At 37.0% G+C, this 26,927-nt stretch carries 21 protein-coding genes and 1 tRNA gene; 10 read left to right on the forward strand and 12 right to left on the reverse strand.

Going from position 1 to position 26,927, the window contains the following annotated elements; genetic code table 11:
* Positions 1-90 precede the first annotated feature (90 nt).
* From ND2E_RS05535 to ND2E_RS05520, 4 genes are all read right to left on the reverse strand, one after another.
* Complete coding sequence (locus tag ND2E_RS05535; RefSeq protein WP_223303662.1) at positions 91-1,095, reverse strand: M20/M25/M40 family metallo-hydrolase; 1,005 nt, start codon at positions 1,093-1,095, stop codon at positions 91-93.
* The gene (locus tag ND2E_RS05530) at positions 1,092-2,276 is read right to left on the reverse strand and encodes a tetratricopeptide repeat protein (RefSeq protein ID WP_033094941.1); all 1,185 of its coding nucleotides are present in this window, start codon (positions 2,274-2,276) and stop codon (positions 1,092-1,094) included. Before ND2E_RS05530 ends, ND2E_RS05535 begins: the two co-directional genes overlap by 4 nt.
* Before the next feature lie 137 nt (positions 2,277-2,413).
* On the reverse strand, positions 2,414-3,886 hold the full coding sequence (locus tag ND2E_RS05525; protein ID WP_033094942.1) for an acyloxyacyl hydrolase: 1,473 nt from the start codon (positions 3,884-3,886) through the stop codon (positions 2,414-2,416).
* Between the two features lie 128 nt (positions 3,887-4,014).
* A tRNA-Ser gene (locus tag ND2E_RS05520) sits at positions 4,015-4,105 on the reverse strand.
* Between the two features lie 437 nt (positions 4,106-4,542).
* Here ND2E_RS05520 and ND2E_RS05515 point away from each other — a divergent pair.
* From ND2E_RS05515 to ND2E_RS05505, 3 genes are all read left to right on the forward strand, one after another.
* A complete protein-coding gene (locus ND2E_RS05515; protein ID WP_052056811.1) occupies positions 4,543-5,121 on the forward strand; it encodes a lipid-binding SYLF domain-containing protein in 579 nt (192 codons plus the stop codon).
* Between the two features lie 364 nt (positions 5,122-5,485).
* The gene (locus tag ND2E_RS05510; RefSeq protein WP_033094943.1) at positions 5,486-6,994 is read left to right on the forward strand and encodes a hypothetical protein; all 1,509 of its coding nucleotides are present in this window, start codon (positions 5,486-5,488) and stop codon (positions 6,992-6,994) included.
* 223 nt (positions 6,995-7,217) lie between these two features.
* A complete protein-coding gene (locus ND2E_RS05505; protein ID WP_033094944.1) occupies positions 7,218-9,044 on the forward strand; it encodes a nitrilase-related carbon-nitrogen hydrolase in 1,827 nt (608 codons plus the stop codon).
* Between the two features lie 278 nt (positions 9,045-9,322).
* Here ND2E_RS05505 and ND2E_RS05500 read toward each other — a convergent pair whose 3' ends face one another.
* Together ND2E_RS05500 and ND2E_RS05495 are read right to left on the reverse strand one after the other, a co-directional pair.
* On the reverse strand, positions 9,323-9,757 hold the full coding sequence (locus ND2E_RS05500; protein ID WP_033094945.1) for a hypothetical protein: 435 nt from the start codon (positions 9,755-9,757) through the stop codon (positions 9,323-9,325).
* A 316-nt stretch (positions 9,758-10,073) separates the two neighbouring features.
* On the reverse strand, positions 10,074-11,072 hold the full coding sequence (locus ND2E_RS05495) for an AraC family transcriptional regulator (RefSeq protein ID WP_052056812.1): 999 nt from the start codon (positions 11,070-11,072) through the stop codon (positions 10,074-10,076).
* Between the two features lie 271 nt (positions 11,073-11,343).
* On the opposite strand from ND2E_RS05495, the gene ND2E_RS05490 reads away from it, so the two are divergent.
* The 3 genes from ND2E_RS05490 (at position 11,344) to ND2E_RS05480 (ending at position 14,524) form a co-directional block, all read left to right on the forward strand.
* Positions 11,344-12,501 (forward strand): acyl-CoA dehydrogenase family protein, encoded by a 1,158-nt coding sequence (locus ND2E_RS05490; protein ID WP_033094947.1) that lies wholly within the window; start codon positions 11,344-11,346, stop codon positions 12,499-12,501.
* Between the two features lie 14 nt (positions 12,502-12,515).
* Positions 12,516-13,283, forward strand: coding sequence for a 3-hydroxyacyl-CoA dehydrogenase (locus ND2E_RS05485; RefSeq protein ID WP_033094948.1), 768 nt, complete (start codon positions 12,516-12,518; stop codon positions 13,281-13,283).
* Positions 13,284-13,354: 71 nt separating this feature from the next.
* Positions 13,355-14,524, forward strand: a complete 1,170-nt coding sequence (locus ND2E_RS05480) for a CaiB/BaiF CoA transferase family protein (protein ID WP_033094949.1) — start codon at positions 13,355-13,357, stop codon at positions 14,522-14,524.
* A gap of 85 nt (positions 14,525-14,609) precedes the next feature.
* On the opposite strand, the gene ND2E_RS05475 is transcribed toward ND2E_RS05480, so the two are convergent.
* From ND2E_RS05475 to ND2E_RS05465, 3 genes are all read right to left on the reverse strand, one after another.
* Positions 14,610-15,734, reverse strand: a complete 1,125-nt coding sequence (locus tag ND2E_RS05475) for a PepSY-associated TM helix domain-containing protein (protein WP_033094950.1) — start codon at positions 15,732-15,734, stop codon at positions 14,610-14,612.
* Positions 15,735-15,788: 54 nt separating this feature from the next.
* Positions 15,789-17,870 carry a TonB-dependent siderophore receptor gene (locus ND2E_RS05470; RefSeq protein WP_052056817.1) on the reverse strand — a complete coding sequence of 694 codons (2,082 nt, stop codon included), beginning with the start codon at positions 17,868-17,870 and terminating at the stop codon, positions 15,789-15,791.
* A 590-nt stretch (positions 17,871-18,460) separates the two neighbouring features.
* Positions 18,461-19,102, reverse strand: coding sequence for an NAD(P)-dependent oxidoreductase (locus tag ND2E_RS05465; protein WP_033094952.1), 642 nt, complete (start codon positions 19,100-19,102; stop codon positions 18,461-18,463).
* A 230-nt stretch (positions 19,103-19,332) separates the two neighbouring features.
* On the opposite strand from ND2E_RS05465, the gene ND2E_RS05460 reads away from it, so the two are divergent.
* Genes ND2E_RS05460 through ND2E_RS05450 form a run of 3 tightly spaced genes read left to right on the forward strand, consistent with a single transcriptional unit; the run spans position 19,333 to position 21,669 of the window.
* Entirely contained in the window at positions 19,333-20,148 is an 816-nt protein-coding gene (locus ND2E_RS05460) for an arylamine N-acetyltransferase family protein (protein WP_033094953.1), read from the forward strand.
* Between the two features lie 17 nt (positions 20,149-20,165).
* Positions 20,166-21,041 carry a DMT family transporter gene (locus ND2E_RS05455; protein ID WP_033094954.1) on the forward strand — a complete coding sequence of 292 codons (876 nt, stop codon included), beginning with the start codon at positions 20,166-20,168 and terminating at the stop codon, positions 21,039-21,041.
* Positions 21,042-21,078: 37 nt separating this feature from the next.
* A complete protein-coding gene (locus tag ND2E_RS05450) occupies positions 21,079-21,669 on the forward strand; it encodes a Crp/Fnr family transcriptional regulator (RefSeq protein WP_223303663.1) in 591 nt (196 codons plus the stop codon).
* A gap of 111 nt (positions 21,670-21,780) precedes the next feature.
* On the opposite strand, the gene ND2E_RS05445 is transcribed toward ND2E_RS05450, so the two are convergent.
* The 3 genes from ND2E_RS05445 to ND2E_RS05435 all read right to left on the reverse strand — a co-directional run bounded on the left by ND2E_RS05445 (position 21,781) and on the right by ND2E_RS05435 (position 24,754).
* The gene (locus tag ND2E_RS05445; protein ID WP_223303664.1) at positions 21,781-22,149 is read right to left on the reverse strand and encodes a hypothetical protein; all 369 of its coding nucleotides are present in this window, start codon (positions 22,147-22,149) and stop codon (positions 21,781-21,783) included.
* 186 nt (positions 22,150-22,335) lie between these two features.
* Positions 22,336-23,736: a methyl-accepting chemotaxis protein gene (locus ND2E_RS05440; protein WP_033094956.1), complete on the reverse strand. Its 1,401-nt coding sequence runs from the start codon at positions 23,734-23,736 to the stop codon at positions 22,336-22,338.
* 457 nt (positions 23,737-24,193) lie between these two features.
* The gene (locus tag ND2E_RS05435) at positions 24,194-24,754 is read right to left on the reverse strand and encodes an LOG family protein (RefSeq protein WP_033094957.1); all 561 of its coding nucleotides are present in this window, start codon (positions 24,752-24,754) and stop codon (positions 24,194-24,196) included.
* 459 nt (positions 24,755-25,213) lie between these two features.
* On the opposite strand from ND2E_RS05435, the gene ND2E_RS05430 reads away from it, so the two are divergent.
* Positions 25,214-26,803: a diguanylate cyclase gene (locus ND2E_RS05430; protein ID WP_223303665.1), complete on the forward strand. Its 1,590-nt coding sequence runs from the start codon at positions 25,214-25,216 to the stop codon at positions 26,801-26,803.
* The last annotated feature ends 124 nt before the right edge of the window (positions 26,804-26,927 follow it).

Below are 26,927 nucleotides of genomic sequence, written 5' to 3' on the forward strand. Positions count from 1 at the left end.
TTTAACTAACTGAATGGACAAACTTGATTGATTTATAGGCACCAGAGTATGAGAGGAGCTCTTTTTTCAATTAAATACAAAATAAAAGTCTTAATCGGGTATCGCTACTTCATACATAGCATTGTCGATGTAGACGAGTTGTTGAAAGATAACACTGATGGCGGCTAAATATAAATTTTTATTTATCTTGTCATAATCATCAAGCTCACTATGATAATTTTTATGTGTACCCACACCAAAATATACAAAAGGGATCCCTGCTTTACTAAAGACACCATGATCACTTGCCATAAGCCAATTTGCTCGATTAACATTTGACCCTACGCTTTTAATCCGTCTAAAACCTGCAGTTAACTGAGTAAGAGAGTTTTTTTTGAAATAAGCTTGCAGTTGATTTAACTCATCAAGCTGTTGACTTGAAAGTATTTTCGGTAGATCTTTACTTAAAAACCGTAGTTTTTTTGTATTTTTACTCCCTGCAATCATATCTAAATTAATATTGAGTTTAACGTTATTGAGTAACTTTTTCTGTTGAGAAATAAAAGCTTTAGCACCTAATAAGTCAACTTCTTCCCCATCAGTAAATAAGAGTATAACACTATGCTTTAAGGGGTTATCCTTCAATAGTTTTGCATAGAGCAATAATGCCGCTGTACCGGAAGCATTATCATCAGCGCCGTTGTAGATTTTATTTCGTATTGTTCCAAGGTGGTCATAATGAGCTGTCAGCACTATGTATTTATCTTTATGATGGGTGCCTTGTATACAGCCAATTATATTAGTGCCCTGCTTTGACTGAAAAAAGCTTGATTTTGTGAAGCTGTGACGATATTGATTATTAAATGCCGGTATAGAATCAGCTTTAAGCGAGGTGACTAGGTAATCTTGACTATCAATATTTCCTTGGCTAGCTAATTTACGACCTGAATAATAATCCGAAGATAAAGTTTTTACATGTTCAAGTACTGATAGATTATCCTTCTCAGTTATAATGTCGGAAAATCTATCAAGTCCAGCCCCACTGCTACTCCAAGCGACAAAAAAATTAACTAAGCCAGTAAGCCATAGAGGAATTATTTTCCGTACTTTAATCAAGGGCTAATTATCTGTTGATCTTTAAGAAAATTAAGCTTTGCAATGTATTGCTTTTGCGTATCTTTTGTTTTTGTTAGTACAACCGCTTTTTTCATCGCTCTTTTCGATAATGCTAACTTATTCTGTTTGTAATAAGCTTTTGCTAAGCCAAAATAAAACTCATGTTGTTCATCATCAAGCTGTATAGCTTTTTTATAATGCTGTATCGCTTGCTTATAAGACTGATTAAAAAAGGCTTCATTACCCAGTAAAGCATGGTAGTAAGGGTTTTTCACGCGTACCTTATGTATATAGTCTTCAATAGGTTTTGCTTCGCTATAACGTTCTTGTTTATTAAGAAGTAAAGCCAAGTTCCCTAATGAGGTTAGGTTATCACGGTCCAAGCTTAAAGCATGACTGTAGGCGCTTTCAGCCATAGCATAATGCCCTGAAAGTTTATATAAAACGCCTAAATTTCCCCAAGCAGAAGAAAAATTTCCATCAGTGTTTGTCGCTTTTTTAAGGTATTGATATGCAAGAGGATAATTTTTATTTAGCATTTCCTCTGCGCCCTTATTGTTATAAAACATAGCAAGTAATGTATGCTTTTCAATGGTATGAGATGGAAAACTCTTCTTCGCAACAAAAGGATCAAAATCGATCCGTATGTTTCTTTTACCCCAAACAACTCGTTTATCAACCTCTTCACTTTCACTAACGAGTAGATTCACATGGCCAGTTAACAAACTATATTCGCCATTACGAACCCAATACTCTGGCACTTCAACATCTTGAAAGCTAATGTTCATGCCCGCTTCATCAGCTAAAGCATACGCTAAAATGGTCAATGACATACAATTGGCTAATTTACTATGATAAGCCTCTCTTGCAGTAACGTTCGCGCTGCCATCGTAACTTAATGCGATATTTTCTTCGTTAAACAAATGGTTTAGTAAAACACGTGCTTTTTGCTGGGTGGTTAGATGGCTACTTAACTTATCTTTAACCATGGCACGCATGCCATCATCAAGCTCAAAAATTTCTTGCTCGGTTTCAATATGAATAGATTCTAAGGAGAGATATTGATTATCTAGGTATAATTCAGAGGGTGAACTAGCTTGGTTAACAGGGAGGTTTTGATTACTTTGACATGCAAGTAACAGCGGAAAACATATTAAAAGACACAATAAATTACCTTTCATAATCACTCCAATAATACGAGGAATGATTAAAGCCTATTATAAAATATAAAAACTTGCTACTTAGGCAACTAACTATTCATATTTAATTACAATTTATGCAGTAACTCATTGCTTAACTTACCACTATATTAAGCTTGTTATCTCTCACCCTTACCTAAAAAGTAGACTAAGCGTAACGTGGTATTATGATCTGAAGTATTTGCATTAGTGCTGTGATAAAAACGCCAATCGAGTTGTAAGGCAAAATTATTATTCAGTTTATAATGTGCACCAACACCTGCATTAACTTGGAATTTTTTGGTATCTACCTCTTTCATCCACAATGTTTCACCAAAGCCTGCCGAAAGGTATGGTCTAATATCATTTTCACTATTAAAATAGTATTGGCTGTCTAAGCTGTAGTTTTCATAATTTATTTCAACAGGGCTTAAACCGTCGGTAAACTTACCTTTTGAATACGTTACTCTGCTTGAGAATTGGCGAGTAAAATATAACCCTAAACTGTATTCCGTCGTGCTATCGCCTTCAACGTTCCATAAATCATCGAGCTCAGTTTGACCAACACCATAACTCACGCCAATAATACCAGTATCAACAGGATCATTAATTCTTGAAGATCGTTTTGCTGTACTAGGCGAATAATGACCGCCATCACCCAATTGTAGTGAAATATTAAAACTGACTTGACTGTCTCGTTGTCCGTTATCACCGTAGGGGATTTCATTAAAACTCACATAACCTGTACCGGCTCTGATAATTTCCTTACCGAACATGTTATTAATTCCCACACTCATGCTATCAACAGGGTCAAGAAAGAACAAAGCGGTACTTCCTAAAATACTTGAACCCCAAACATCTCCACCGTCTTTTCTGATATCCATTTCTGTATTGAATGCCCATTCACCATAGGCCCAACCAAGTACAGGGGTAATAACTAAATCTTGTATGGAAGGGACTTCTGCAAATGCTTCAATGCCGTATTCCCAGTAGAAGGTTGACATAATGGTTGCGTATAAAAAAGAGTCCCACTGACGATAACCTGACTTTCGCGCAACCTGGTAATAAACACCACCAAAGTAGGGATGACCAACCAGGTTTAACATACCTGTGTCTCTGTCCCAAACAGGACCACCTTTCACATTGTCAGTCCACTTATTAAATATACCCTCTTCTTTATCCCAGTTTGAGATATCTTCTGGTAATAAAGCAATTAAGCCAATAACACCAAAACCGTAAGCAAAAATTGAGTTAGTTTGAGACCAAAGCCTGTCTCTATCTTCTCCGTTTGGGCTCGAAAAAATAGAGACTTGATAAGGTGATTGAAAAAAATCATCTGATACCGATAAATTTTCAAAACGAGTATTAGTAGCCATTTCTCGATATATATCATCAAGATTATCCGCAGTAATTGCTGGGCTTAGTTTAATATCATTCGTTGTTTTCGGTAATTCAGTTGATTGTTGTTGGTCAGGATCTTGATCAGCTATTCCATGGGCAAAAGAGTGAATGGGTAATAAAGACGTTGTTACAAGTGATACAGCTAAAGCAATACGTTTAATAGTGTAAGTATTTGCCTTATTTGAATTTATATCCGTATCTTTAATGATCACACATAGTCCTTAATTAATAACAATTTTCAATCACTTCATTATCAGCAATAGTTTTATATAGCATATTACTTTTAAATTTAATAAAAGCAAAAAGCCGCTAACTTTTCAGTTAGCGGCTTTTTTAAATGTGGCGGTGAGATAGAGATTTGAACTCTAGAAGGGCTACAAACCCTTGCCGGTTTTCAAGACCGGTGCTTTCGACCACTCAGCCATCTCACCAAGTTACTTCTAGAAAAGCTTTTGCTATTCCTCAAAAGTGGGCGCATTTTAAATACTGGGCATCTATTTGTAAAGCGTTAAATCTATATTATGTTAAATAAATGTAGATAAGTATAATAAACAAACATTTTAATGATGTGTTTTCTTATGACGTATCTTTTACCTTAAATGTTCAACAAGTACCTTCACTATTAAGAACTCTAAAGCGAGAGTAAAACCATTGCTATCTAGCGCACCTTCCAACTTAACAAACACTGAACAATAAAAAATTGTGCTCTATAAATAGTTAAGCTTTAGATCGGTTCACTACAAACTTGTTGAGAAAAAGTGACTGATTACTTTATTTATCTATAAATTCATCCTATATTAAATAACTGATTTATTTAAATATTAAAAAGTATAAATCGCATTTACAATTAAATCTTGAGGGATAACAAATGACCATGAAAAACTTTATTTTGGCAGGCGTAACCACCAGTCTATTATTAGGTTGTGCTACAGGTAATACCCCAGCTGATAAAAAGAAAAATGCAATTCAAGAGACATCACAAGCCCTACAGAAAATTTATGAAGACCATCCATCAGCTAACAGTGCAGTCAATAATAGCTTAGGTTATTTGGTTTGTACTGGTAGTGATAGTTACTTATTTGCCGCTTCTTCTGGTGGCGGTGTTTGTGTACTTAAAGGCAATGGTCAGTCTGAATTTTATCGTTTTGCATCACTAGGTGTCGGTGTCGGTATTGGTTTTAAGTCGGTAGCGTTTGTTTATGCTTATAATAGTGCTGACGCGTTGAGACGTTTTAAAGAGGAAGGTTGGGATGCAGGTGCCCGAGCTGAAGCCAGCGCAAAACACGAAGAAGAAGGTGGTCAAGCTGCAGCTAATACTTCTTATGATGTCGAAGGCGTCAAAATATATCAATCGGCATTGTGGGGCGCAGCTGCACAGGCGACGGTGCAAGGTTATAAATTTTGGCCAACAGACTTTACAGATGATGTAATGCAAAATAGTGAATAAGTCAGTCAAACCTAAAGCTAAATAGTCAATAGTTTGCTGATTTACCCCTAGCCTTATATTGGCTCACTTAAAGACAAAATATAAAAACTGCAGGCAGTGCATGACAGACATTTTATTCACTGTCTGCAGTTCTTAACATTCCTCAATGCTACCCATTGGAACATCACTCACCCGCAAAATGCATCCTAGTTATTTCAGTATTTACTCTGACAAAGTGTTACATAATTTTTACGCAAAGCATGTGCAAAAATGTCGGTATTATTGACCTAACTCACTAAAAAGCTTAAGGTCTTGAGAGAAAACAAGAACAATATGCTCACGACAATCAGTTTTAAGGAATGTATTTTAATAGGGACATCCATTCATGGTTAATAACAATAATAAACTAATCATCTCTTCAATATTAACACTTTCACTTACCGCATGCGGTGGTAGTGGCTCTGACACACCAGAAAAATTACTCTCACCTGAGACAATCGATAAACCCGTGCCTGTGGCAAAACCAGCACCGTTACCTTCAGAAACTACAATTAGTTCTAGTGGTAAAGTCATTGATGGCTATGTCGTTGGTGCGACTATTTGGTTAGATTTTGATGGGGATGGAAAGTTTGATCAACACACTGAACCCTCCACTGTCTCTGGCGACTCTGGCGATTACCACTTTAAATTCACTGAAGAGCAAGCTACATGTGTACCATATTCAACTACTTATGTTGACGTTCCTGTAGGCGCTATGGATCTCGACCTAGGTGAAGTTACTGAAGCTTATCAAATGTCATTTCCCCCCTCAATCGAAGCAATAACCGATCATGATATTCGCAATATTTCACCATTAACGACGGTTATTTGGGGACAGTTAAGACGCCAACTTGAAGGCAGCGGTAAAGGCAAAGTAACATGTGAGAAGTTAAAACTAGACAGTGCACTTCGCAGAGAAGTTAAAAACGAAATTGAAAACGTGATGCTGAATTTAGTCCAACACTATAACCTTTCAGAAGAGCAAATATATTCCGATTTCATTGCCTCAAAAGACAGTGAAACTTATGATCACGCTCAATCAATCGTCAAAGGTTTGAAAGCATCATTTAAGTACAAGAAAAAGTTAGAGAAAATGTACCCTAATGCAAAAGAAATCCGCGTTACTGTATATCAAGATGCCGTAAAAGATGAAGAACTTGGCTTCAAAGATGCGTGGTATCGTGATGAAATTATTTACCTCAACACAGAAGATTTCTCAGAATTTGTAAAACTTACTGATGACGAATCATTATCTAAAGTCGATATCATTTTGTCGAAATTTCACGAAATAGAACAGCCTTGGGGCGACCAAGAACTTAAAGGCTTGTTAAAGATTCGAGCAGATACGTATCGTAACGATGACAACTCTTATCGTTGTGGCAATGTAGAACGTGTTAGTTTCGAACAAAATGGTGTGCAATACGAATTAGATAATATTGTACCAACCGTATCATTTGCGACAATAGATGAATGTTCAAACGATAATCTGGACAACCCATACGAGCGCAGCTACTCATTCAGATTTACTGTTAACAATAAAAGCTACTCAACAGAATTGTACTTTAGAGAGCAAAATGCAGAATTCACTGCCCTGCCTGATTGGATTAATATTAAAGACAAAAGTGATACCTTAATGGCTACTGAGTTAATCAGCCACCTATCTTCCTTTGCTATAGGTTGGGAGCAAGATGTGCTTGTTGATACTGATTACTGGCGCAAACGCTTAGAGTACGACAACATTGTTATTGATAAAAACAATGAAAATAACTGGGTTAAAACAACTCGACAAGAAGATAATACTCTCCGCTATGAATGTAGTAAAGATGGCGTTGTTTGGTTTACCTGTGAAGGCTAAATACTGTCGACCATCTATGAGATAAGTCTCATGCACAGTCATTTGTCCTTAAAGTCTGTTGATTATCAAATATGTTCAAAAGATCAGCAGACTTTTCTTACTGCAGAAAAAATCTATTAAAATAACCTTAATCAGCCATTTTTCAGGTAAAATCCCCTCAAAAGCACCCTGCTTTAGTATTGCGCCATTCAAATTACTTTAAGTTATCTGGAAAATATATATCATGCGAGTAGCCGTTTCTCAGTTTGCCACCTCTTCCAATTTTCAAGAAAACCTAGCTAGCTGTATTCGAATAATAAATGAGGCTGCAACTTGTAAACCGACATTGATTGTTCTTCCCGAATATTGTAATACGCAATTTTATAATGCACCGATTGATAGTGTATCTGTCAGAGAATTCCAATCAGGATATGTAGATCATAATCAGTCATGGGATGAAGCTTTACCGCTTGGTGGAGAGTTTTTACAAAAGATTGCCCAGCAAGCGAAAAAACATCATTGTTACATTGTGGCCAATGTCACGTTACGACGAGACCTTACTCGTGGCACTGCAGGAGTTAAACAAGACGGTTCGGTTAAATCAAAGATAAGTGTGACTTCATGTTTATTTTCCCCGTTAGGTGACCTCATTATTCAAACGGATAAGCAAAAATTGACTGATGACGAAAGTAAATTTTTCACTAGCGTTACTAAAGAGTCTGAAGTAGTAACTACGCCTTTTGGCCAACTTGGACTACTAGTGGGAAACGATAGCATGTCCTTCGAGCCATCACGAAATTTAGCCTTAAAGGGTGCACAACTCTTGTGTAATTCAATAAATACTATCGCATTGGACCAATGCAGCTTGCATGACCCAGCCCGAGCGTTTGAAAATAAAATCTTTATAGCTAGTGCAAATAAAGTTGCTCCGTTAATACCATCCGAACAATCAGAGGAACATTTAACAGAAACGAATAGTGGTGCTGGACGAAGCCAGATACTCTCTGTTGAAGGTAAGGTGCTGGCAAAAATCACTCATAACGAAGAAGGATTTACTTTTGCTGACATAGGATTACTAGGCGCTGAAAATGACAAAGAAATCATCACAAAAGCAGGACTTAACGATAAGCACCGCCCCGATGGTACCCTGTATAAAGATCAACTACGTCCTGAGCTTTATCAAGAGCTAACTGCAGCTATAACACAAACGCACAAGATAAAAACATTGCCAGAGTGTGACAACACTAAAAAGCTCGCGGTAACGGCCAATGTTGCGATATTTGCCACCTATAAGACTAATGAACAGGCTATAGAAGATGTTTGTCATTACATTGAAAATAACCTTACCGACATTATTCAATTACCTGAATTGTTCTTTGTCACAGATAAGACAATCACCAAAGATATTGAGCAAAGAGTACAAATAGAAAACTTAAGCAAAAACTTAATTGAGCAAGTCAGCTCTGTGCTTAGGCCATTTCAATATTTATGCACTAGTTTACTCATTGATGGCGTTCATCAAGCGGTGCTAATTAACCAGCATGGCTTATTTGCCAGACAGGAGCAATTACATTTTTGTCAACGCTACCAATGGACAGCACTCGGTAATGAATTAACGATTGTAGATATACCATTAGAGCAAGGAAATATTACCCTTGCCATGCTGACTGCCGATGATGCCAATATGCCAGAAATAGTTGAGATTGCAGCGTTAAATGGTATTCAGCTATTGTTGGTTCCTTTTGATATTCAAGAGTCATGTGAGGTTGACTACAGTTTATTATCCCGCGCCGCTGAAAATCGAATATGTATTGTCGCAGCAAGTCGCGAAAAAAGCTTTGCTAACGACTTACCCAGCAATAACACAAATGACAATATCTATAGCAAGAACAAAGTAAAAGCGCAAAAATCCACCGGGTTAATTGCTAACTTAAGCACAGATCCTGCATTATTACCTCAATGGAGAGCTCGACCTTATTCTGGTTATATCAATCAACCTTTAGTTAAACTTCAATATGGTAAAATTACTAAAGCGGTTATCCATCCAATTGCTGCCTGTAGGAAATACTAAAAGTAAACGCATCCCAATTGACAAGAATAACCATAAGCAGCTAATAATATCGGAATAGCCTATTATACGGTAGCACCAAGCACTGCTTTAGGTGACAGAGCGATGGCAGGAAACAACGTATAGCCCACACTTGAGTATATGCTGCAGTGACTACACTAAAGCTCATTTAGCCACTTACGCATTATATAATCACATTAATGGCACCACCATATCCAGGTAAAACTCCCTGCAACTTTATAGAATACGACTTAGTAAAATAAAGTCGAATAGATAAGTTGTTAATGAATAGTGCAGGTTTCTAGCCCCATGATTTTTTTTAACGAGGGAGATTGAGAACAACAGCCATCACAATTCTTGTGTTTCTTAGTAAACAATAAAATGGCATGCAGCGTTATGCTTATTGCCTTAAAGGCTGCCTGTTTAATTTCATCAGCTAGAAAATTCGCCCCTATTACTCTCAGTAAATATTCATGGGGGCTCATTAGGTATTCTAGTGATAAATCTAGGTAGCCTAGTTCTTGGTACAATGACGATAAATTATGACAAGTACATATCCAATCCATTAACAATTCAGAAGATTGTGGATCATTACCACGCGCCTTACTGAGTAAATCGTAAGCGTGTAAATAGAAGGTTTCAGCTTGATCTAACTGTTGATTATCAAAGCAATGGTTACCGTTTTTTAACAATAATTGCCAAGGAGACTGCTCCATAACTTATTCCCTAATTCACTTTAGATAGATACGTGCTAGCACATTCTTTATTAATCACATCAGTAGTTAGCCATATAATTTTATAATCTTTGGCGTATACAGTAGAGCTCAATATAGTCAAACTAATTATCAAGGTTACCTTTATGTTTTTCATACATAGATTTTAAAACCAACACAACTCAACGCAAATGATAATCATTAGCAATAATAAAAGCAAGAGTCTATTTTTGTTATATAGTTACTGCCTTAGTTAAAAGAAATTAAGATCTCACTTTGAATTTGTCACTCACACTACGAGAGTTTTTACATAAAATGCCTAGGGTTTATTAATACGGTTATATTTTGATGGCGATACACCCGTCCATTGCTTAAAAGCACGGGTAAATGAGCGAGGCTCACTAAAACCTAGTGCATTAGAAATATCGTTAATATTACGGTTGCTCATTTGTAAATAATCAATCGCTAAGTCTCGTCTAATCTCATCCTTAATCATCGGGTAACTTGTCCCTTCAACTTTAAGACGACGGCGTAATGTTTGCGCACTCATATTTAAACTGTTGGCAAGTGTTTCAAAACTGGGACAATAAAGAATATTATTTTCATCATGTATCAACATAGCTCTTATTTGGGCCTTATAGCTTTGCCCGCTGCCAGGAATAGTGATTAAATCTGCTGGTGAATCTCGCAAAAATCGGGTGAGTTCTTTTCTGGTCCTAACACATGGAAAATCTAAATACTTTGCATGGAAGCATAACTTGACGACAGGACGGTTAAAGCTGTGTCGGCAAGCAAAAAGCAATTTTGCCTCCTGAGAATGGCTTGGTTTAGCATGGGTAAAGCATACTTGAGTCAACGGAATTTTCACATCGATCAACCAACTAGAAAAACGATGCCATATTATTAACCAGAACTCGAGAAAGAAGTGCTTAGGATCATGCTCAACATGACTGAATATAAATTCTAATTCTGCAAGGTCACCTGCCCTGACTAACCTCATCTGCACATCATCGGTGACTAGGTTGTAAAACGAAATACCTTGCTCGAGCATTTTATCAAGGTTTTTATAGTGAAACACATGATGTGCCATAAAAGGAAATATTCCCGTTTTACAGGGGTGCTTAGTGCAGCCAAGAAATTCATCATTTAAGTTCGCCCATACATATTGTACTAAGCGAGTCATTTGCTCACCATCAACCCTTAACTGGTTTGGCATAAGGGTAATTCCTAATGATGATAAAATTTTGTCACCATCAAAGCCTTTACGCACGGCACAGTCGAGCGCTTGGTTAAAATAATGAATATCCACTTTGGCCATAATTACTTTCTCTATCACTTTTAAGACTAATCAACTATACCTTAATCTGACTTACCGTGTAACTTTTAGTGAGTTATAACGTTACATTTTGTCATTTTAATTAACTTTAATTCTACTTATAGTATTGTTATCTATTTTTAAAACCTTATCTTTCTATATCAAAGTAAGATTACATAAAGTTAAAAATTACCTGTTTGTACTACCCTAAATAAATACATGCATTAACTAATAAGTACTTAACTTTTCGAAGAAAAACTAAAAGAGAACTATTATGAACCTTTCATTAACTGAAGACCAAGCGATGATACAAGACATGGCAGCTAAGTTTGCACAAACTGAACTTGCACCTGTGGCTGAAAAACTCGATCAACATGGTGACCGGGAACTGTTCTTAAGTAATTTGAAAAAACTCGCCGAGCTTGGCTTTATGGGATTGAATGTTGGTTCACAGTATGGTGGCGCTGAAGCTGGCACAGTAGTGTTTAGCTTAGCCATGACTGAAATTTCACGCGCCTGCGCATCAACAGCTGTCACCATGTCAGTGACTAATATGGTGGGTGAAGTCATTGAGTCTGTTGCCAGTGAAGCGCAAAAAGAAAAATATCTACCTAAACTGTGTAGCGGTGAATATGCTGCCGGTGGTTTTTGCTTAACCGAATCTGGTGCAGGCTCAGACCCTTCAGGCATGAAAACGAAAGCGGTTTTAGAGGACGATGAATGGATTATAAATGGTGCAAAGCAGTTCATCACTAGCGCTGAATATGCAGGTGTCTTTGTATTATGGGCGGTTACAGATCCGAGTGCGCCAAGAGGTAAAGGTATTTCATGTTTCTTAGTTGAAGCCGATGCGCCAGGTTTAATTATTTCACCAGCAGAGAAAAAAATGGGACAACATGCTTCAGCAACAAACGAAGTCGTTTTTGATAATTGTCGACTGCCTAAAGATGCCTTAATGGGCACGCTTAATCAAGGTTTTAAAGTTGCTGTATCTGAACTTGCTGGTGGGCGTATTGGTATTGGTTCACTTTCTTTAGGTATTGGGTTAGCTGCCATCGATTTTGCCCGTGACTATGTTAACGAACGTCAACAATTTGGACAAAAAATAGCTAACTTTCAAGGTGTGCAATGGATGCTAGCTGATGCTTATACAGATTTAGAAGCCTCACGTTTGTTACTGATGAACGCAGCGGATAAAAAAGACAAAGCACAACCTTTTGGTAAAGAAGCATCAATGGCTAAGCTGTTTGCTTCAGAGAAAGCCAACCAAGTTTGTTATACCGCTCTGCAACTCATGGGGGGCGCTGGTTATATTAAAGACTATCCTCTAGAGCGTTATGCACGAGATGTTCGTGTTGCCTCTATTTATGAAGGCACGAGCGAAATTCAACGCGTTATTATTGCGCGTGATTTGTTACAAGAAATAAACTAATTTAAGGATATATCATGGATTTAAATAACAAAGTTGTTGTTGTAACTGGCGCCGCTTCGGGCTTAGGTTTAGTTACTTGCCAAGAATTAGCCAAACAAGGCGCAAAGATTGTAGCCTTTGATTTAAACGAAGATGCAGGACGTTCTCTAGTTGCAAGTTTGGGCGATAAGGCGATTTTCGCCAATGTTAATGTAACTGACGAAACTTCAGTGATTGAAGGTATAAAAGCTGCCGTCGATGCTTTTGGTACTATCCACGCTTGTATTAATTGTGCTGGCATTGCCCCTGGTGGTAAAACGGTTGGTCGCAATGGCGCATTAGCCTTGGAAAAATTTTCACAGGTTATTAATATCAACCTGATTGGTACTTTTAATGTACTACGTTTAGCAGCTGAGCAAATGGCGAAAAACGAACCCGATGCTAAAGGCGAACGTGGCGTAATTATTAATACTGCTTCAGTTGCTGCTTTTGACGGTCAAGTTGGTCAATCAGCTTACAGCGCCAGTAAAGGTGCTATTGTTTCGATGACGTTGCCTATTGCTCGTGATTTAGCGCCACTTGGTATTCGTATTATGACTATAGCGCCAGGGATTTTTGATACTGCCATGATGAAAGGTTTTAGTGATGAAGTTCGTGATCCGCTAATCAAAATGGTGCAAAGCCCTAAACGTTTTGGCGATCCCGTCGAATATGCGGATTTAGCTGCTCACATCATAACCAATAGTTACCTTAATGGTGAAGTGATCCGTCTTGATGGCGCCATTAGAATGGAGCCTAAATAAAGTTTGCGTTTTTGGGGGCTATAATTAGCCCCTTTTTTTCTGCTAATTTTAATGCTCTGTTGGAGTTATCCATGTTAAGCAATATTAAAATTTTAGATCTTTCTACCCTACTCCCCGGCCCGTACGCCTCAATGGTACTTGCCGATCTCGGCGCAAAGGTATTGCGTGTAGAATCGCCAACTCGAGTCGATTTAGTCAAAGAAATGTCACCGCAAGTAGGTGATTCTTCCGCTGCTCATCAATATTTGAACCGTTCTAAACAATCTATTGCTCTGGATTTAAAACAACCAGAAGCCATTGAAATTATTAAAGCACTTGTTCAAGAATATGATGTCGTGCTTGAGCAGTTTAGGCCGGGCGTCATGGACAGGCTGGGTATTGGCTATGAAGCGCTAAAAGCAGTTAACCCCAAGATAATCTATTGTGCGATCACCGGTTATGGTCAAACAGGACCTTATAAAGATCGCGCGGGACATGATTTAAATTATCTCGCCATTGCTGGCATTAGTAGTTATTCCAAACGAAAAGCAGGATCCCCCACTCCTCAGGGCATTCAAATAGCAGATGTAGCCGGTGGTTCATTGCATGGTGTTATTGGTATTTTAGCGGCTTTGCATCAGCGTAATCGTACGGGAGAAGGTCAAATGATCGATATCAGCATGACCGATTGTGCTTTTGCTTTAAATGCAATGAGTGGTGCTGGTGCACTCGCGGGTGATGAAATACCAACGGCTGAATCGCAACTGCTCAATGGTGGTACTTTTTATGATTATTATCAAACGAGCGACAGTCGTTACCTATCCGTCGGTAGCTTAGAGCCAAAGTTCTTTCGTGGTATGTGCCAACTACTCGATTTAGAGCACCTACTGCCACTAGCTAACTCTACTTCGGCGCAACAAGAGATCAAGGACAGTTTTGCTCAGGCATTCAGGCAAAAAACTTATCTACAATGGCAAACAATATTCATTGAATTGGATTTATGTGTTGAGCCTGTGCTTAGCCTAAAAGAAGCGAGCGAACATCCTCAAATAGTTGCCAGAGAGATGATTGTTGATGTGCCTCACCCAAAAACAGGCTCACAAAGACAATTAGCTAGTCCCATTAAGTTTTCTGGTTACCAAGCTGAATATTTGCATGCTGGTGGTGCTCTAGGTGCCGATGGCAAGCTTGTCCTCTCCAAACTGGGCATAAGCAATAGCAAAATAACGTCACTTAAAAAAGGCGGCGTGGTTTCGTTTTAGCCACCTCCTGTCGTAAATTACTTTGCATAATCATTTTTAAATAAGTCTGCATGACCTTTAGTAGACAGCTAAGCAGACTTTATTGTTATTTAGTTGACTTAAGCGTTTTTCGGTTTTTAACGCGAGACATGTGCAATATTTTTCTATTTCGATTTTTATGTAAATATAGATATAAGCCCGTTAACGCTAATATTAATGGACTAAGTCCTAAAACACACCAAATTAATTTACTCGTTAAGCCACCAAAATGACCAAAATGTAATTTTCGAAAACTATCAATAGTTACATGTAATGAAGACGCCGATCTCACATCTTCAAAATGAAGCATGTTCCCAGAATCTTTATTGTAAGATATGGTACTAGAATAGTTACTATTGAGAGGGTTTGTTGAGTTCACTGTGCCATAAAACATAATATCCATCTCGGGTTCAAATGGCATTAAAAGATAGGTTGCTTCAAAATTTTCAATGGTCTTTTGATTACTGTCCAACAGTGTTTGGATTGAAAGCTTCTTGTTATATAGTTGATTTTTAATTAAAAAAGGTTCTTCAACAATATGTTCTGATACTTCATGTATCACCAGTGAAATGTTCCAATAAGCCCCGGTAAACGCGAGAATAAGGATAACAGGTGAGCTTGATATACCAATCATTTTATGCAAATCACTAAAAAATATTCTGCGGGCAAGTCCTAATCGTAAAGTAAAAAAATTGAGCCAAAACTTACGGTATAAAATAACACCACTAATGCCTAAAAACAGTAGTAATAAAGAAACAATAGCACCTAAAAACATACCATTGGTCTCAAGTAATAATTTATAATGTAAATCGAGCAACCAATCCGTTAAATCATCTGATGTACCTACCGGTGTTGAAAGCAGTTTTCCGGTATATTGGTTTACATATAATTTCGACCAGTCTGTTGTATGATGTTTGATAAGATAGGCGGTATCGGTTCTACTTTTATCGTCAAATAATTCCCAACTGCCTATTTCATAATTTGGGTATTTTGATTTTACATTCGTCATGAGCACATCTAACGAGGCTCTCTCACCAGGATTAATGCTAGTCACTTGCATTTTATCAGGCATCAATAAAGTATCTAACTCAACCTTAAATACTAAAATACTCCCAGTAACAGAAATTATTAACAAGGGTAGCATGGCAAAAAGCGCTCCAATGGAATGCCATTTATATAATTTTTTTCTCATAATATTTTACAGCGAAAAGTGGTATTACTTAGTGCAATACCACTTCAATAATTCCTAAAGTGACCAGCTTAACGTGGCTGAGTAATTCGCAGGAGCTCCGTAATAACCTTGGGCCCAATATAAGCTATTAATATACTTTTCATCGGTAATATTATTGGCATTAAGGGATACCCTGACATCATCAGTAACAGCATAAGAGATCATTAAATTCACAATGGCGTAAGCCTCTTGTTTAGTGACTATTTCCTCACCTGCGTTAACAAACTCATCACCAACGACACCCTGTTTACGAGAAATATCATCTTGCCAGTTCATGTTGACACCTATCGTTAAAGCTTCAATTGCAGGTACTGTGTAAGTAGCTGCTAATTTAATTAAGGTTGATGGTGTGTAACTTGACACAACTTCATCACCAGAAATTTTAAAATCAGTAAAACCAAAACTTACCTGTAAGTTATCATATATTTGCCCCGCTATTTCTAATTCAAAGCCATGACTTTTAATGCCTTCAGCACCAATATATCTATGTTGATCCATAGGTAAATGTATGGTGTCTTCATTGAGTTTCGCGACATTTGTTTGTTCAACATCAAAATAAGCAACGGATCCTATCAACAAACCATCAAAGAATTCGCTTTTGACCCCTACCTCTTTACTTTCACCGGTAATAGGCGCAAGAACTTTATTGTTAATGTCCAATTCGGTTTGTGATAAAAATGTTTCGGTGTAACTGCTATAAGCAACTAATTCAGGGGTAATTTGATACACAGCACCTAAATAAGGAATAAATTCTTTATCAGACGCATCTTGAATAACATTATATGAACTGCCTTCCACGCTCCAATCGTTATAACGTCCACCTGCTATTACATGCAAATCATCTAATACTTCAAAACGTGCAGTAAAGTAAGCAGCTTTTTGCTCATTCGTGACATCACTACCGGTTAAGCCATCATTAAAAGTTGGTTTTGGAGTATTTCCGTCCCATTGGGGTAAAGGAGGCATAATAGGGAAACCATTTCCAGTTGTGTAATCATAGAGTGACTTATCAATATAACTCATCTTAGCGTAATTGATGCCTGCAACTATTTGATGTTCACGGCCGAATAATGAAAACTCACCATTGATGTAGGCATCAAATAAATTATGCTTATCATCTAGATCATATTCACTAGCATAACCAAGCAAACCTAATTCTGTGCTTTTATCTGGGGTGCCGTAAACATAGAATAATTCGGTGTCTTCATCAGTCGTTTTATGTGAATAAGTGGCACGTAAACTCCATTGAGAATTAAAGTAATGAGCTAATTCAACTACTGTATTGTTTTTAACAACTTGCCAATTTGACCAGTCCGCTGAGGTATTCGTTGAAGCACCATAGTCAGTAGCGCTGCCATCAGTATAATAAAGAGGGTTAGCTCCCCAATTATTACCGGTAGCATCACTTGAATTATAACTATGACTAATTGATAAATAGGTATTATCAGTTAATTCTGCGCCAATAAAAGCATAAGCAACGCTTTTATCTTGTTCGTATCGATCCAAATATGATTCATTGTCTTGTTTAACTAACACAATACGAGCACTCACTTTATCAGTAAGTGGTGTTGAGGCATCTAGCTCTAAGCGCGTTTTATTCCAAGAACCCACGGTTCCTCTTACACTTACCTCAGTTTCTTCTGTTGGACGCTTTCGAATAAAATTAATCGTTGCTGATGGATTGCCAACACCCGTCATCAAGCCATTTGCACCACGTATCACTTCTATTCGCTCATAAATGGCGGTATCTTCATCTGCGTGGTTATTGCCAGACGTTAAAGGTAAGCCAACACCGTCAATTTGGAAGTTTGTTACGTCAAAGCCCCGTGCGGTGTAATAAGTTCTATCTGTTTCAATGCGCTCAACATTGATACCTGTTGCAGAATCGAGTGCCGCATTGATGTCAGATAACTGAAAATCTCTCATTTGAGCGCTGGTAATTACCGACACAGATTGCGGTATTTCAATGATTGATAAGTCTAACCGTGATGCCCCACTCACTTCATGAGCGCCATATCCTTCAATATAGGTACCTTGAACTTCAATCTTTTCAACATCAGTCTCTTTGTTAACTTCAGCAAATGCATTCGTTGTCATTAAAATAGTAAGGGTAATCAAATTTAAAGGGAGGTTTTTCACTGTTCTAGCCTATTAAGTGTCAAATTGTAATTGCGCACATAATACATAAGCAAACTCACCATGTAAATACAAATCATTATCATTTGCTATTGTAATATATCTGAGACTATTGGACAATAACTGCTGCAATTACTTTATGTATCGATTGGTCAAGGGAATAAGTTTTGTTCTAAGCTGCCTAGATATTCTCCATGCTATTTACAACAAAGTACTGATTTATATGAGTGAAAAGCCAATTTAATTTCTATTTCATGGTGGGCGTTCATACTACAGATTCATTTAAATATTAGGCTGTTAGTGCTGCCAATAATGGCCTTGGCCGAGATGAGGGATATGGCAACATTAAGTTTGAAGATAAACAAAGTCATTATAAAAGACAGCTATCCAAAATTACGGAGTATATGCATTGAGGCTGTTGCTGTTATAGCCGTAAACCAATCACACAGACAAATTCACATTACGTATGTTACTAAACTATTTCAGTAACATACTACAAAGCGATATAGGCTAACGGGCTAAAAATATATTAATTATTAGTGTCACAGTTATCAATATGCAACCGTAAACCGCTTCCTTGTATGTTTAACAAACTCAGCTTCATCTAATACAGCAATAGCAAAATCTTCAAGTGAAATGTTAGACTGCCCTTGCTCATCCACTAACAATTCATCAGTTCCTATTCGAAATAATCCAGTACGTTCTCCTGGTGCTATGACAGCTGGAGGACTTAAATAACTCCAATTGACTGACTCATTGTCTAAGCAAATATTGTGCTGTTCAAGACATGCTAAAGCAATATCCCGCCAAGCAGTAGGCACTAAGTCCGGATCATTGACCACTAATACACCATTACTGTTTGGCACAGTCAAACTAGCAGCCCCTCCTACTAATAATAACCGTACTTTAGTTTGTGCAAGCCCTAACAATAACGCTTTTGCTGTGTCGACAAGTTGACTCTCTAATCCTTGTGGCGGACGTGTTGCACTAATGACAATATCTTGGCCTTCACTCCACTTAACAATGTCATCGATATTATCAGCATGGCCATTAACGACCTTCACCGAGGCATCAAAATCATGAGGCTTTGTATTATCTCGTAATACCGCCGTTATTTCATGACCTCTGAGTAAGGCCTCTGATATGACTCTTGTACCTACATTACCTCTTGCTCCAAAAATAGTAATTTTCATTTGTAACACCTTTTATTTAGTTTAACTTGTTATCGGTTTGATTGAGCCAGTCTACAAACAAGTTTTGCTAACAACATTAACCTAGGTTTATTCTCAAAATAATGTTGAACATTTTATAAGTACTCATAACATAATAATTTTTCACTAAACCTAGGTTAATTACCTGCGCACTTTTCTCAGTTACACTTCACTTATCAATTTAGATAAAGACATAATAAAGGAATGACATCGTGACCAATAACCAAATAGCCCAATCCTATTTAGCCGACTTAGCTATTGACAACCGTTCGTTAGATATTACTTTTTTAAATGAATTACAAAGTAAGCATATTGCACAATACAGTTTTAATAATGTCGCGGTGCTCTTAGGACAAGAACTACCACTAGATATTGAATCACTCTTTAATAAAATTGTTGAAAAACGTCGAGGTGGATATTGTTTCGAGCATAACAAACTTGTATTCACCGTGTTATCTGAACTGGGTTTTGATGTGCGTTTATTGCTCTCTAAAGTTATTTATAATCAAGATATTGAAGTTGCTAGAACACATAGAGTGACACTACTTACCCTTGCCGGAGAAGACTACATTGTCGATGCTGGTTTTGGCCATTTAGGTGCTCGTTTTCCAGTAAAAATCACACTGGGTTTAATACAAGATCAAGGAGACGCCAAGTATCGTATCATCAAAAATGCTAAAGACGATTACTGTTATCAAGTAGTTAAAGATGGCGATTTCTTTACGCTGTACACCTTTGATTTACATCACTATACAGAATCAGATTGCTTATTAGGTCACTTCTACTCACATAAGCATCCAAATGCAGCATTTGTTAATAATTTAGTCATTTGTCGTAAGTTTTTTAATGATATTCAATCACTACGAAATAATGAATTTCATCATGTTAAAGAGGGTATTAGCCAGACAACTAAGATAACGAGTTTTGAGCAATTACATCAATTATTAATCAAGGTTTATCAACTAGATTTTGATGTTGCTATATCAGAGTTCCTATTTCATAAGTTTGTTGCACCAAAAGCAGCATAATCAATGGTAAACAACTGATGAAATCTACATTAATTGACAACTTTACTTTACTTATTTGGGTTAGCTTAATGGCCTCCTCATTTGTTGTATCAGAACTATTAATCCCTTTTGCTAACCCGATTGCAACCACAGCATTAAGGTTCATGTTTGCGACAATACTAATGTTGCCTTTTATTGGGAAAATTTCCATTGAACAGTTGAGTTACAAAGTATTGTTTCACTATAGCGTCATCAGTTTATTGCTCGTCTTATTTTTTATCGGATTGTTTGAAGCACTTAAAACCACCAACGCACTGCGTACATCGGTAATCTACACCCTGCTACCTTTGATCAGTGTAATTATTACGTATAGTGCTTTAAAACTCATTACGCCAAACAAACAAATTGCTGGTTTTATTATTGGCACACTTGGTGCCATATGGGTATTACTGGCTTTTACCCAAGAAAAAGTAATCTTTTCCGATTGGCGACTTGGCGACAGTATCTTTTTAGCCGCTTGTTTCTGCTTAGCTTTGCACGTGATTTTAATCAAAAAGTGGGCAACGGATATATCACCCGTTTTGGGATCATTTTACATTATGCTACTAGGCAGCATTATATTATTACCCTTTTTATTACTTTTCGGTGATATATACAATATTGCATGGCAACAAACTACTTTCTGGCAGACCTTGTTGTACTTAACGGTATTTACCACCATTGCGACCTTTTATTTACAACAGCATCTACTAAAAACAGTAGGTCCTAATCGACTATTATCTTTCACCTATCTCATTCCAAGCCTTGTGGTGATCCCTCAGGCAACAACAAACCTCTCCCAATTGTACAGCGCTTTACCAGGAATAATGCTAACCTTGTTAGCACTTTACCTTATTTCTAAGAAACATCAGTAGTGCTCTTCGAAACTGAAAAAATGGATGCTAAAAATAAATGAGTTTACAAATTCACATGGAAAATTTCATTCAATACTTTTCGGGTAACGATCTAAATATTGATAAAGCGAATTTTGATAAGTTTGGTCTTAAGGCCAAACTTACACATTATCAAAAAGGTCAGAAGCTAATAACACAGGGAGAACCTGCACCAAAGTTATTTTTCCTAATTAAAGGAATTGTTCGATATATGAGTGTTTCTGCTGAAGGCAAAGAATTTACTCAATCCTTTGCTCATGCTCCTGGGATTAGTGGTTCAACTCGGGCGATGACGAGAGATGTAAACGCTCTGTTTAGTATCGAAGCTTTAGATGATGTGATTTGTTTAGAATTTAATTGGAAAGTATTTTATGAACAAATGCAATTACAACCCGGCTTTATGGCTGCGTATAACCGATTACTGGAAAATATGTTTATTAAAAAAGAAGAACGTGAATATGCTTTTGTTCAACATAGCGCTGAACAACGCTATTTAACCTTTCTCGATAAAAACCCTGAACTAGGTAACAAAATTCCACTGAAAATGATCGCTTCACACATAGGTATTACTCCAATAGCACTAAGTCGTATTCGAAATAAACTTAAATAGCTGGCTGTGTTTATTATCCTCAAAAAAGATTGACGATATATTAATTTTCTAAATCGTGAGTTTACCCATACCCCCGATCAATATTTAGTATATCTCCTTTTCAAAGCTATTTTATATTGTTGCCAGCCATTTTTTGGCTTCAGACATTGATGACCTATAAGTGTGTTTTACTTGTGCTCGCTCATAACAACGGCTCATTTGCATTTTTATTAAAGATTCCCCTTCAACATCGATCAAAACTATCACACAGGCGATTAGTCCTCTTGATTTTCTATTTATCAGGGTGTTAGTTAGTACTTTTTCTGCTTCAGGGGTAAATAAGCTTAATTGATGCAGTGTGATGACTTGATTCCACTGAGATACTTCTAGTATTTGGATACAGCTCTCTAAGGCCTTTTCATATTGCAATATCAACTCTTCATTAAATGGCCCTGTTGCATCGACAAGCAATAACTTGCCTTCAATTTTGACCTCAAACACACCATGTTCCATGAAAATCATTAAATAACCTATTATTTGATCTAGTATGCTCTGAATAATTTGAGTTTATCCGGGCCGCTAATGTCTTGTGTTGCCGTGATAGTATTAAAAGTACAAAGACATCTTTTTATAATTACCGCTTTTACCTATAGTTCAAAACGTTAAAGTATTCTTTATCTGTAACGATTAGACTTTGAATTGGCTTGTTAGTATTTGTAAATTATTTACATTGTCGTCTAATTCATTGGCCTTCACTTTTATTTGATTGATAAGCCCATTGCTTTCTTGCCCGCTACTGACAATGCCATTGATATTAACATCTAAAGAGGACGTCACGTTACTTTGTTCTTGCACACTAGTTGAAATTTGTAATGACGTATCACTGATGTCATCACTTGCAGTAATTATTTTTGTAATGTAATCCACCGAATGTAGCATCATTTCTGTTGTTTCTTCTCCTTTGGTTTTACTGTTTTGTACAACCACTACCGCTGAACTCGTTCCTTGTTGTAATTCAGCAATCATTTGACTGATTTCTTCAGTGCTTTGTTGAGTACGGCTAGCTAAAGCTCTCACTTCATCTGCAACGACAGCAAAACCACGTCCTTGCTCTCCTGCTCGAGCAGCTTCAATGGCGGCATTTAGCGCTAACAAATTAGTTTGCTCTGCAATAGCTTTAATGACATCGATAACACTAACCATTTGATCAACCGTTGTGGCTAGCACACTTATTACATCACTGGCATTATCTAAATCAGAAGAGAGTTCATTCACTGAAGACATTGATTTATTAACAACTAGTCCAACTTCATTCGCTTGCTCTTTAGCGTCAAAGGCTGACTGTGATGATTGCTGAGAGGTTAACGAGATATCTTTGGTACTCGCCGCCATTTCAGTAATAGCTGTCGCTAACATGTCTATTTCAACATATTGCTTTTCAAATAATGCATTCGCCTCATTAACATCTGACTTTACGGCACTTGATGTATCACTGATGACTTGTGCAGTGCTGATAATGGTATTAATCATTGCTTGTGTTTTATCAAAAAATTGATTGATTTGTCCGGCTAGCTCACCCATTTCATCTTGAGTAGTAATGTCTACCCTTTTAGTTAAATCACCATCACCATGTGCAATATCGGTCACCGCAAGTATCACTTTTTTTAACGGGTTAGTGACAATGACACGGGCAAGGATGAACAAGATTAATATCAACAGAACATCAACTAACACCACACCGATGATGATTTGTACTAATGCAGCATTAATTTTTGTATTGAGCGCTTGTTGATCAATACTAATCACAATATCTCCCACAGTAGTTTTTTCATCATATTCATCATGAACCAAAGCTTGCTTTATCTCTGCTCCCTTTATGCCTTGATTATGTTTGCTATATTTAACTTCACCATCTACAGTTTTTATTTCAATACCGTAAACATAAGGGGTTTCTAATTCAGACGAAGCAATTTTGACTATTTGATCAGATAAATCCATCCATATAGCCGCAGGCAAGTTCAGTTTTAACCTTTCTGACACTAAAGTAATACTACTATGTGCTTCAACTAATAAAGAAGACTTAACCATTTTATAGTCATAAGCTCCCTTTGCAATTAGCACAATACTGACCAGAATAGTCGACATTACTATCAAGCGAAATTTAATACTTAAGTTAGAAAAGATCTTGATAAGTTATTACTCCAAAGCTAAGTTTATGACGATATTATTAAGAGCGTAGATAAATTTATCGTCATTGTTTGATTACCTAAATACGAATAACTCAGCCTTAACCAATAGCTTGGTTATAGAGATTCAACAGTCAAACAGGTATTTATAAGTATTATGATTGTCTGACAAATATCACTAATAAAGTCACGACTAACAATCGATAATTAGTCTTACTCCAAAAGAATTAATCCATAAGAATTAGGCCTTTAGTGCTAGTGGTTCTGGTAAAGAGTGTTAAGGAGAGCTTGTTGGGATAAAGGGATATGAATGTTAACCGTTTTGGATACAAGGTTTGTTATATGCGAAAAGTGATAGTCTAAGTCCATTTTTTTTCTGGTGGTTGATATGCTTCAATACGGTAAAGCAGTTCTTTGGGGTTGTCAGCTAAAATTAACATTTCAGCATATTTGGCATGTAAAAAACCTGACGTTGTCATATTTGTAATCATTGCCAGTAAATGCTGATAAAAACCATTTGAGTTATAAAGCGCACATGGTTTTGAGTGGTGGCCTAATTGCGCCCAAGTCCATGCTTCAAAAATCTCTTCTAAGGTTCCTGCACCGCCAGGTAATGCAACAAAAGCATCAGCCATCGAAGCCATTTTGGCTTTTCTCTCGTGCATATCTGTCACAACAAACAACTCTGTTAAATCAGTATGTGCAATTTCTTTTTCTTGCAAGTATTCAGGGATCACTCCGTAGACCTTACCGCCATTTGCTAACACAGCATTTGCAATTGTCCCCATCAATCCAACCTTACCGCCACCGTAAACGAGATCAATATCGTTAATTGCAAAGAACTCACCTAACTTTTCAGCTTCATTAACATAAATAGAATCATTTCCTGTACTAGAACCACAAAACACCGCTATTTTCATATTGATTATCTCCTTGATTGATTTATAACGAGCATATAATGTCGCGATAAGCCGTCTAGTATAATGAATTAACTCCTGTATCAAAACTAAGCCATTGTTTTAATTTTGTAAAAAACCATGAGTGCGATATGCATCAATTCCTGTACCACAAGCTATCAGCGCAGATACGTCAGCATTAATACCCATTAACCCGCAACAAATCACTCTCAAACGCCGTTTTCAATAGTACACTTTGTTTTTAATCGACTATTTTTGATCCATTCTTGTTTAATCACTGTTTGTTTCACATAATATGAAATGTATTGTCTTGACTCGTTATAAGGATATTATAAATTTATGCATGACTTTCAACTATGTATAGGTATCCCAAAATACGTTAATACATTCAAAGCATTTTATGGTTTTTTGACCCTTTTCTTGTTTTCTATGCTCGTTAATACTATAAGTGCACAACCTTACGTGGCTTTGAATCATGATAATATTCAATTAAATGAGCATAACCTCTGGCGCCAAACTCAGCCTCTCGATGCTAGCCCTAGTTTTATAACCTTAAGTCAATCATATCTACAGTCTAAAAAGGTCACCTCAACTTTCGGCGGAAGTGGTGCTTACGTCACTAAGGTTAAATTGACCAATACAAAAGAGCAAAGATCCACTTGGTTTGTCAATATACATGCTGTTTATCTTGATGTAGGAACGGCTTATTGGCAATCTGACCATGGGGAACTAGTTACTTTAGAAAGTTTTGGTCAAATGGCTAGTAAAAGCCCTAAACTAGCGCATTCACAATCATTCTCACTACCTTTACAGTCTCAAGAAAGTGGTACGCTTTGGATTTATATTCAAGCAAAAATATTTGCAACGCCTGTTAACATTGAATTTGACAATAAAGCCAAGTTCTATGATAAACAGTTTCTAATAAATAGCATCACTTCGATTTCAATCACAGTAATGATGACGCTTGCCATAATTGCCTTATTTATCTATCTCAGAACCCAATACTTAGTTACCTTGGCTTGTACTGGTTATATTGGTATACAAGGTTTAGGTTGGTTTACTGCTTCAGGAAGTGCTGGGAATTTTTTGACAATATCAGCATTTAATCCTGTTTATAGTGGTATTCTTATCTTTCCCTTTGCTATTGTTTTTGCGTGCCAATTCACGAAATTGTTATTTAACTGTCAGTCAGAACATCCTAAGTTAGCTAAAACATTTAACTTGTTGTCAATAGTTTGTTTGAGTTTAGGCATTGTTATGCCTTTTATCTCTTTTACGCAAAGCTTCATAATATCGCATGTTATTGCCAGCTTATGGATCCCTCTCTGTCTTGGTACTGGCATACTTATGCTAACTAAAAATGATTTTAGGGCTAAGTATTATTTAATTGGCAATCTTGTATATGGATTATCTTTAGCTAGCTATATCTTATCCCATCTCTATAAAATTGATTGGGATTTTCCACTCGAAATGATTGTACTAATTGCCTTAACTATTGATTGCCTGTGCATCTTGCTTTCACTTTCAGAATGGCTACAAATTCAACAAAAAGAGTTTCATCGTAGTTATGCTATTTCTCGTATTGATCCATTAACACAAATAGGTAATCGTTTTGCGCAAAATGAAAAAATGGCGAGTATACAGGGTCACTATTGCATCACTTTCATTGATCTTGATGGTTTTAAAAAGATTAATGATAAGCTCGGCCATGCTGCAGGCGACAAAGTACTGATTGCCACGGCCGATATCATGCAAAAAAAATTATCTGGTATTGGCTCTATCTTTCGCTGTGGTGGTGATGAATTTATTTGGGTAGTAGAGATTGACAAGGCACAACTAGTCGAAGCGATAATCACACAATTGTCAGATCTACTATTTCAAACAGAAAAAGATCTGCAGCAACAGGGATGGAATGATACTGGTCTTAGCTTTGGTATTGCCACCAGCTTTGAAACATCAAATCAATCTGAGTGTTTATCATTAGCTGACCAGCGTATGTATAAATACAAACAAGATAAGAAAGCTGTAAAAGAACTTGCTGCTTGTAGTTAGCAAGATAACTAGGTTACTTGGCCGTTACCCAGAGTATTTGAGCATCGTTTTCACTGACTGAAATAAGTACATGCCCCATCATCGCATCATAGTAGACGCTATCCCCTTCAACTAAGTTCACCGG

Origin of the sequence: Colwellia psychrerythraea (assembly GCF_000764225.1) — a bacterium.
GTDB classification, from domain to species: domain Bacteria; phylum Pseudomonadota; class Gammaproteobacteria; order Enterobacterales; family Alteromonadaceae; genus Colwellia; species Colwellia psychrerythraea_D.

Excerpts from the sequence above, each read along its gene's own strand:
- ND2E_RS05495 (WP_052056812.1), bottom strand. The coding sequence starts at position 11,072 with ATGGCCAAAGTGGATATTCATTATTTTAACCAAGCGCTCGACTGTGCC.
- ND2E_RS05530 (WP_033094941.1), bottom strand. The coding sequence starts at position 2,276 with ATGAAAGGTAATTTATTGTGTCTTTTAATATGTTTTCCGCTGTTACTT.
- ND2E_RS05505 (WP_033094944.1), top strand. The coding sequence starts at position 7,218 with ATGCGAGTAGCCGTTTCTCAGTTTGCCACCTCTTCCAATTTTCAAGAA.
- ND2E_RS05515 (WP_052056811.1), top strand. The coding sequence starts at position 4,543 with ATGACCATGAAAAACTTTATTTTGGCAGGCGTAACCACCAGTCTATTA.
- ND2E_RS05470 (WP_052056817.1), bottom strand. The coding sequence starts at position 17,870 with ATGACAACGAATGCATTTGCTGAAGTTAACAAAGAGACTGATGTTGAA.
- ND2E_RS05465 (WP_033094952.1), bottom strand. The coding sequence starts at position 19,102 with ATGAAAATTACTATTTTTGGAGCAAGAGGTAATGTAGGTACAAGAGTC.
- ND2E_RS05450 (WP_223303663.1), top strand. The coding sequence starts at position 21,079 with ATGAGTTTACAAATTCACATGGAAAATTTCATTCAATACTTTTCGGGT.
- ND2E_RS05435 (WP_033094957.1), bottom strand. The coding sequence starts at position 24,754 with ATGAAAATAGCGGTGTTTTGTGGTTCTAGTACAGGAAATGATTCTATT.
- ND2E_RS05500 (WP_033094945.1), bottom strand. The coding sequence starts at position 9,757 with ATGGAGCAGTCTCCTTGGCAATTATTGTTAAAAAACGGTAACCATTGC.
- ND2E_RS05475 (WP_033094950.1), bottom strand. The coding sequence starts at position 15,734 with ATGAGAAAAAAATTATATAAATGGCATTCCATTGGAGCGCTTTTTGCC.
- ND2E_RS05485 (WP_033094948.1), top strand. The coding sequence starts at position 12,516 with ATGGATTTAAATAACAAAGTTGTTGTTGTAACTGGCGCCGCTTCGGGC.
- ND2E_RS05490 (WP_033094947.1), top strand. The coding sequence starts at position 11,344 with ATGAACCTTTCATTAACTGAAGACCAAGCGATGATACAAGACATGGCA.
- ND2E_RS05440 (WP_033094956.1), bottom strand. The coding sequence starts at position 23,736 with ATGGTTAAGTCTTCTTTATTAGTTGAAGCACATAGTAGTATTACTTTA.
- ND2E_RS05455 (WP_033094954.1), top strand. The coding sequence starts at position 20,166 with ATGAAATCTACATTAATTGACAACTTTACTTTACTTATTTGGGTTAGC.
- ND2E_RS05510 (WP_033094943.1), top strand. The coding sequence starts at position 5,486 with ATGGTTAATAACAATAATAAACTAATCATCTCTTCAATATTAACACTT.
- ND2E_RS05480 (WP_033094949.1), top strand. The coding sequence starts at position 13,355 with ATGTTAAGCAATATTAAAATTTTAGATCTTTCTACCCTACTCCCCGGC.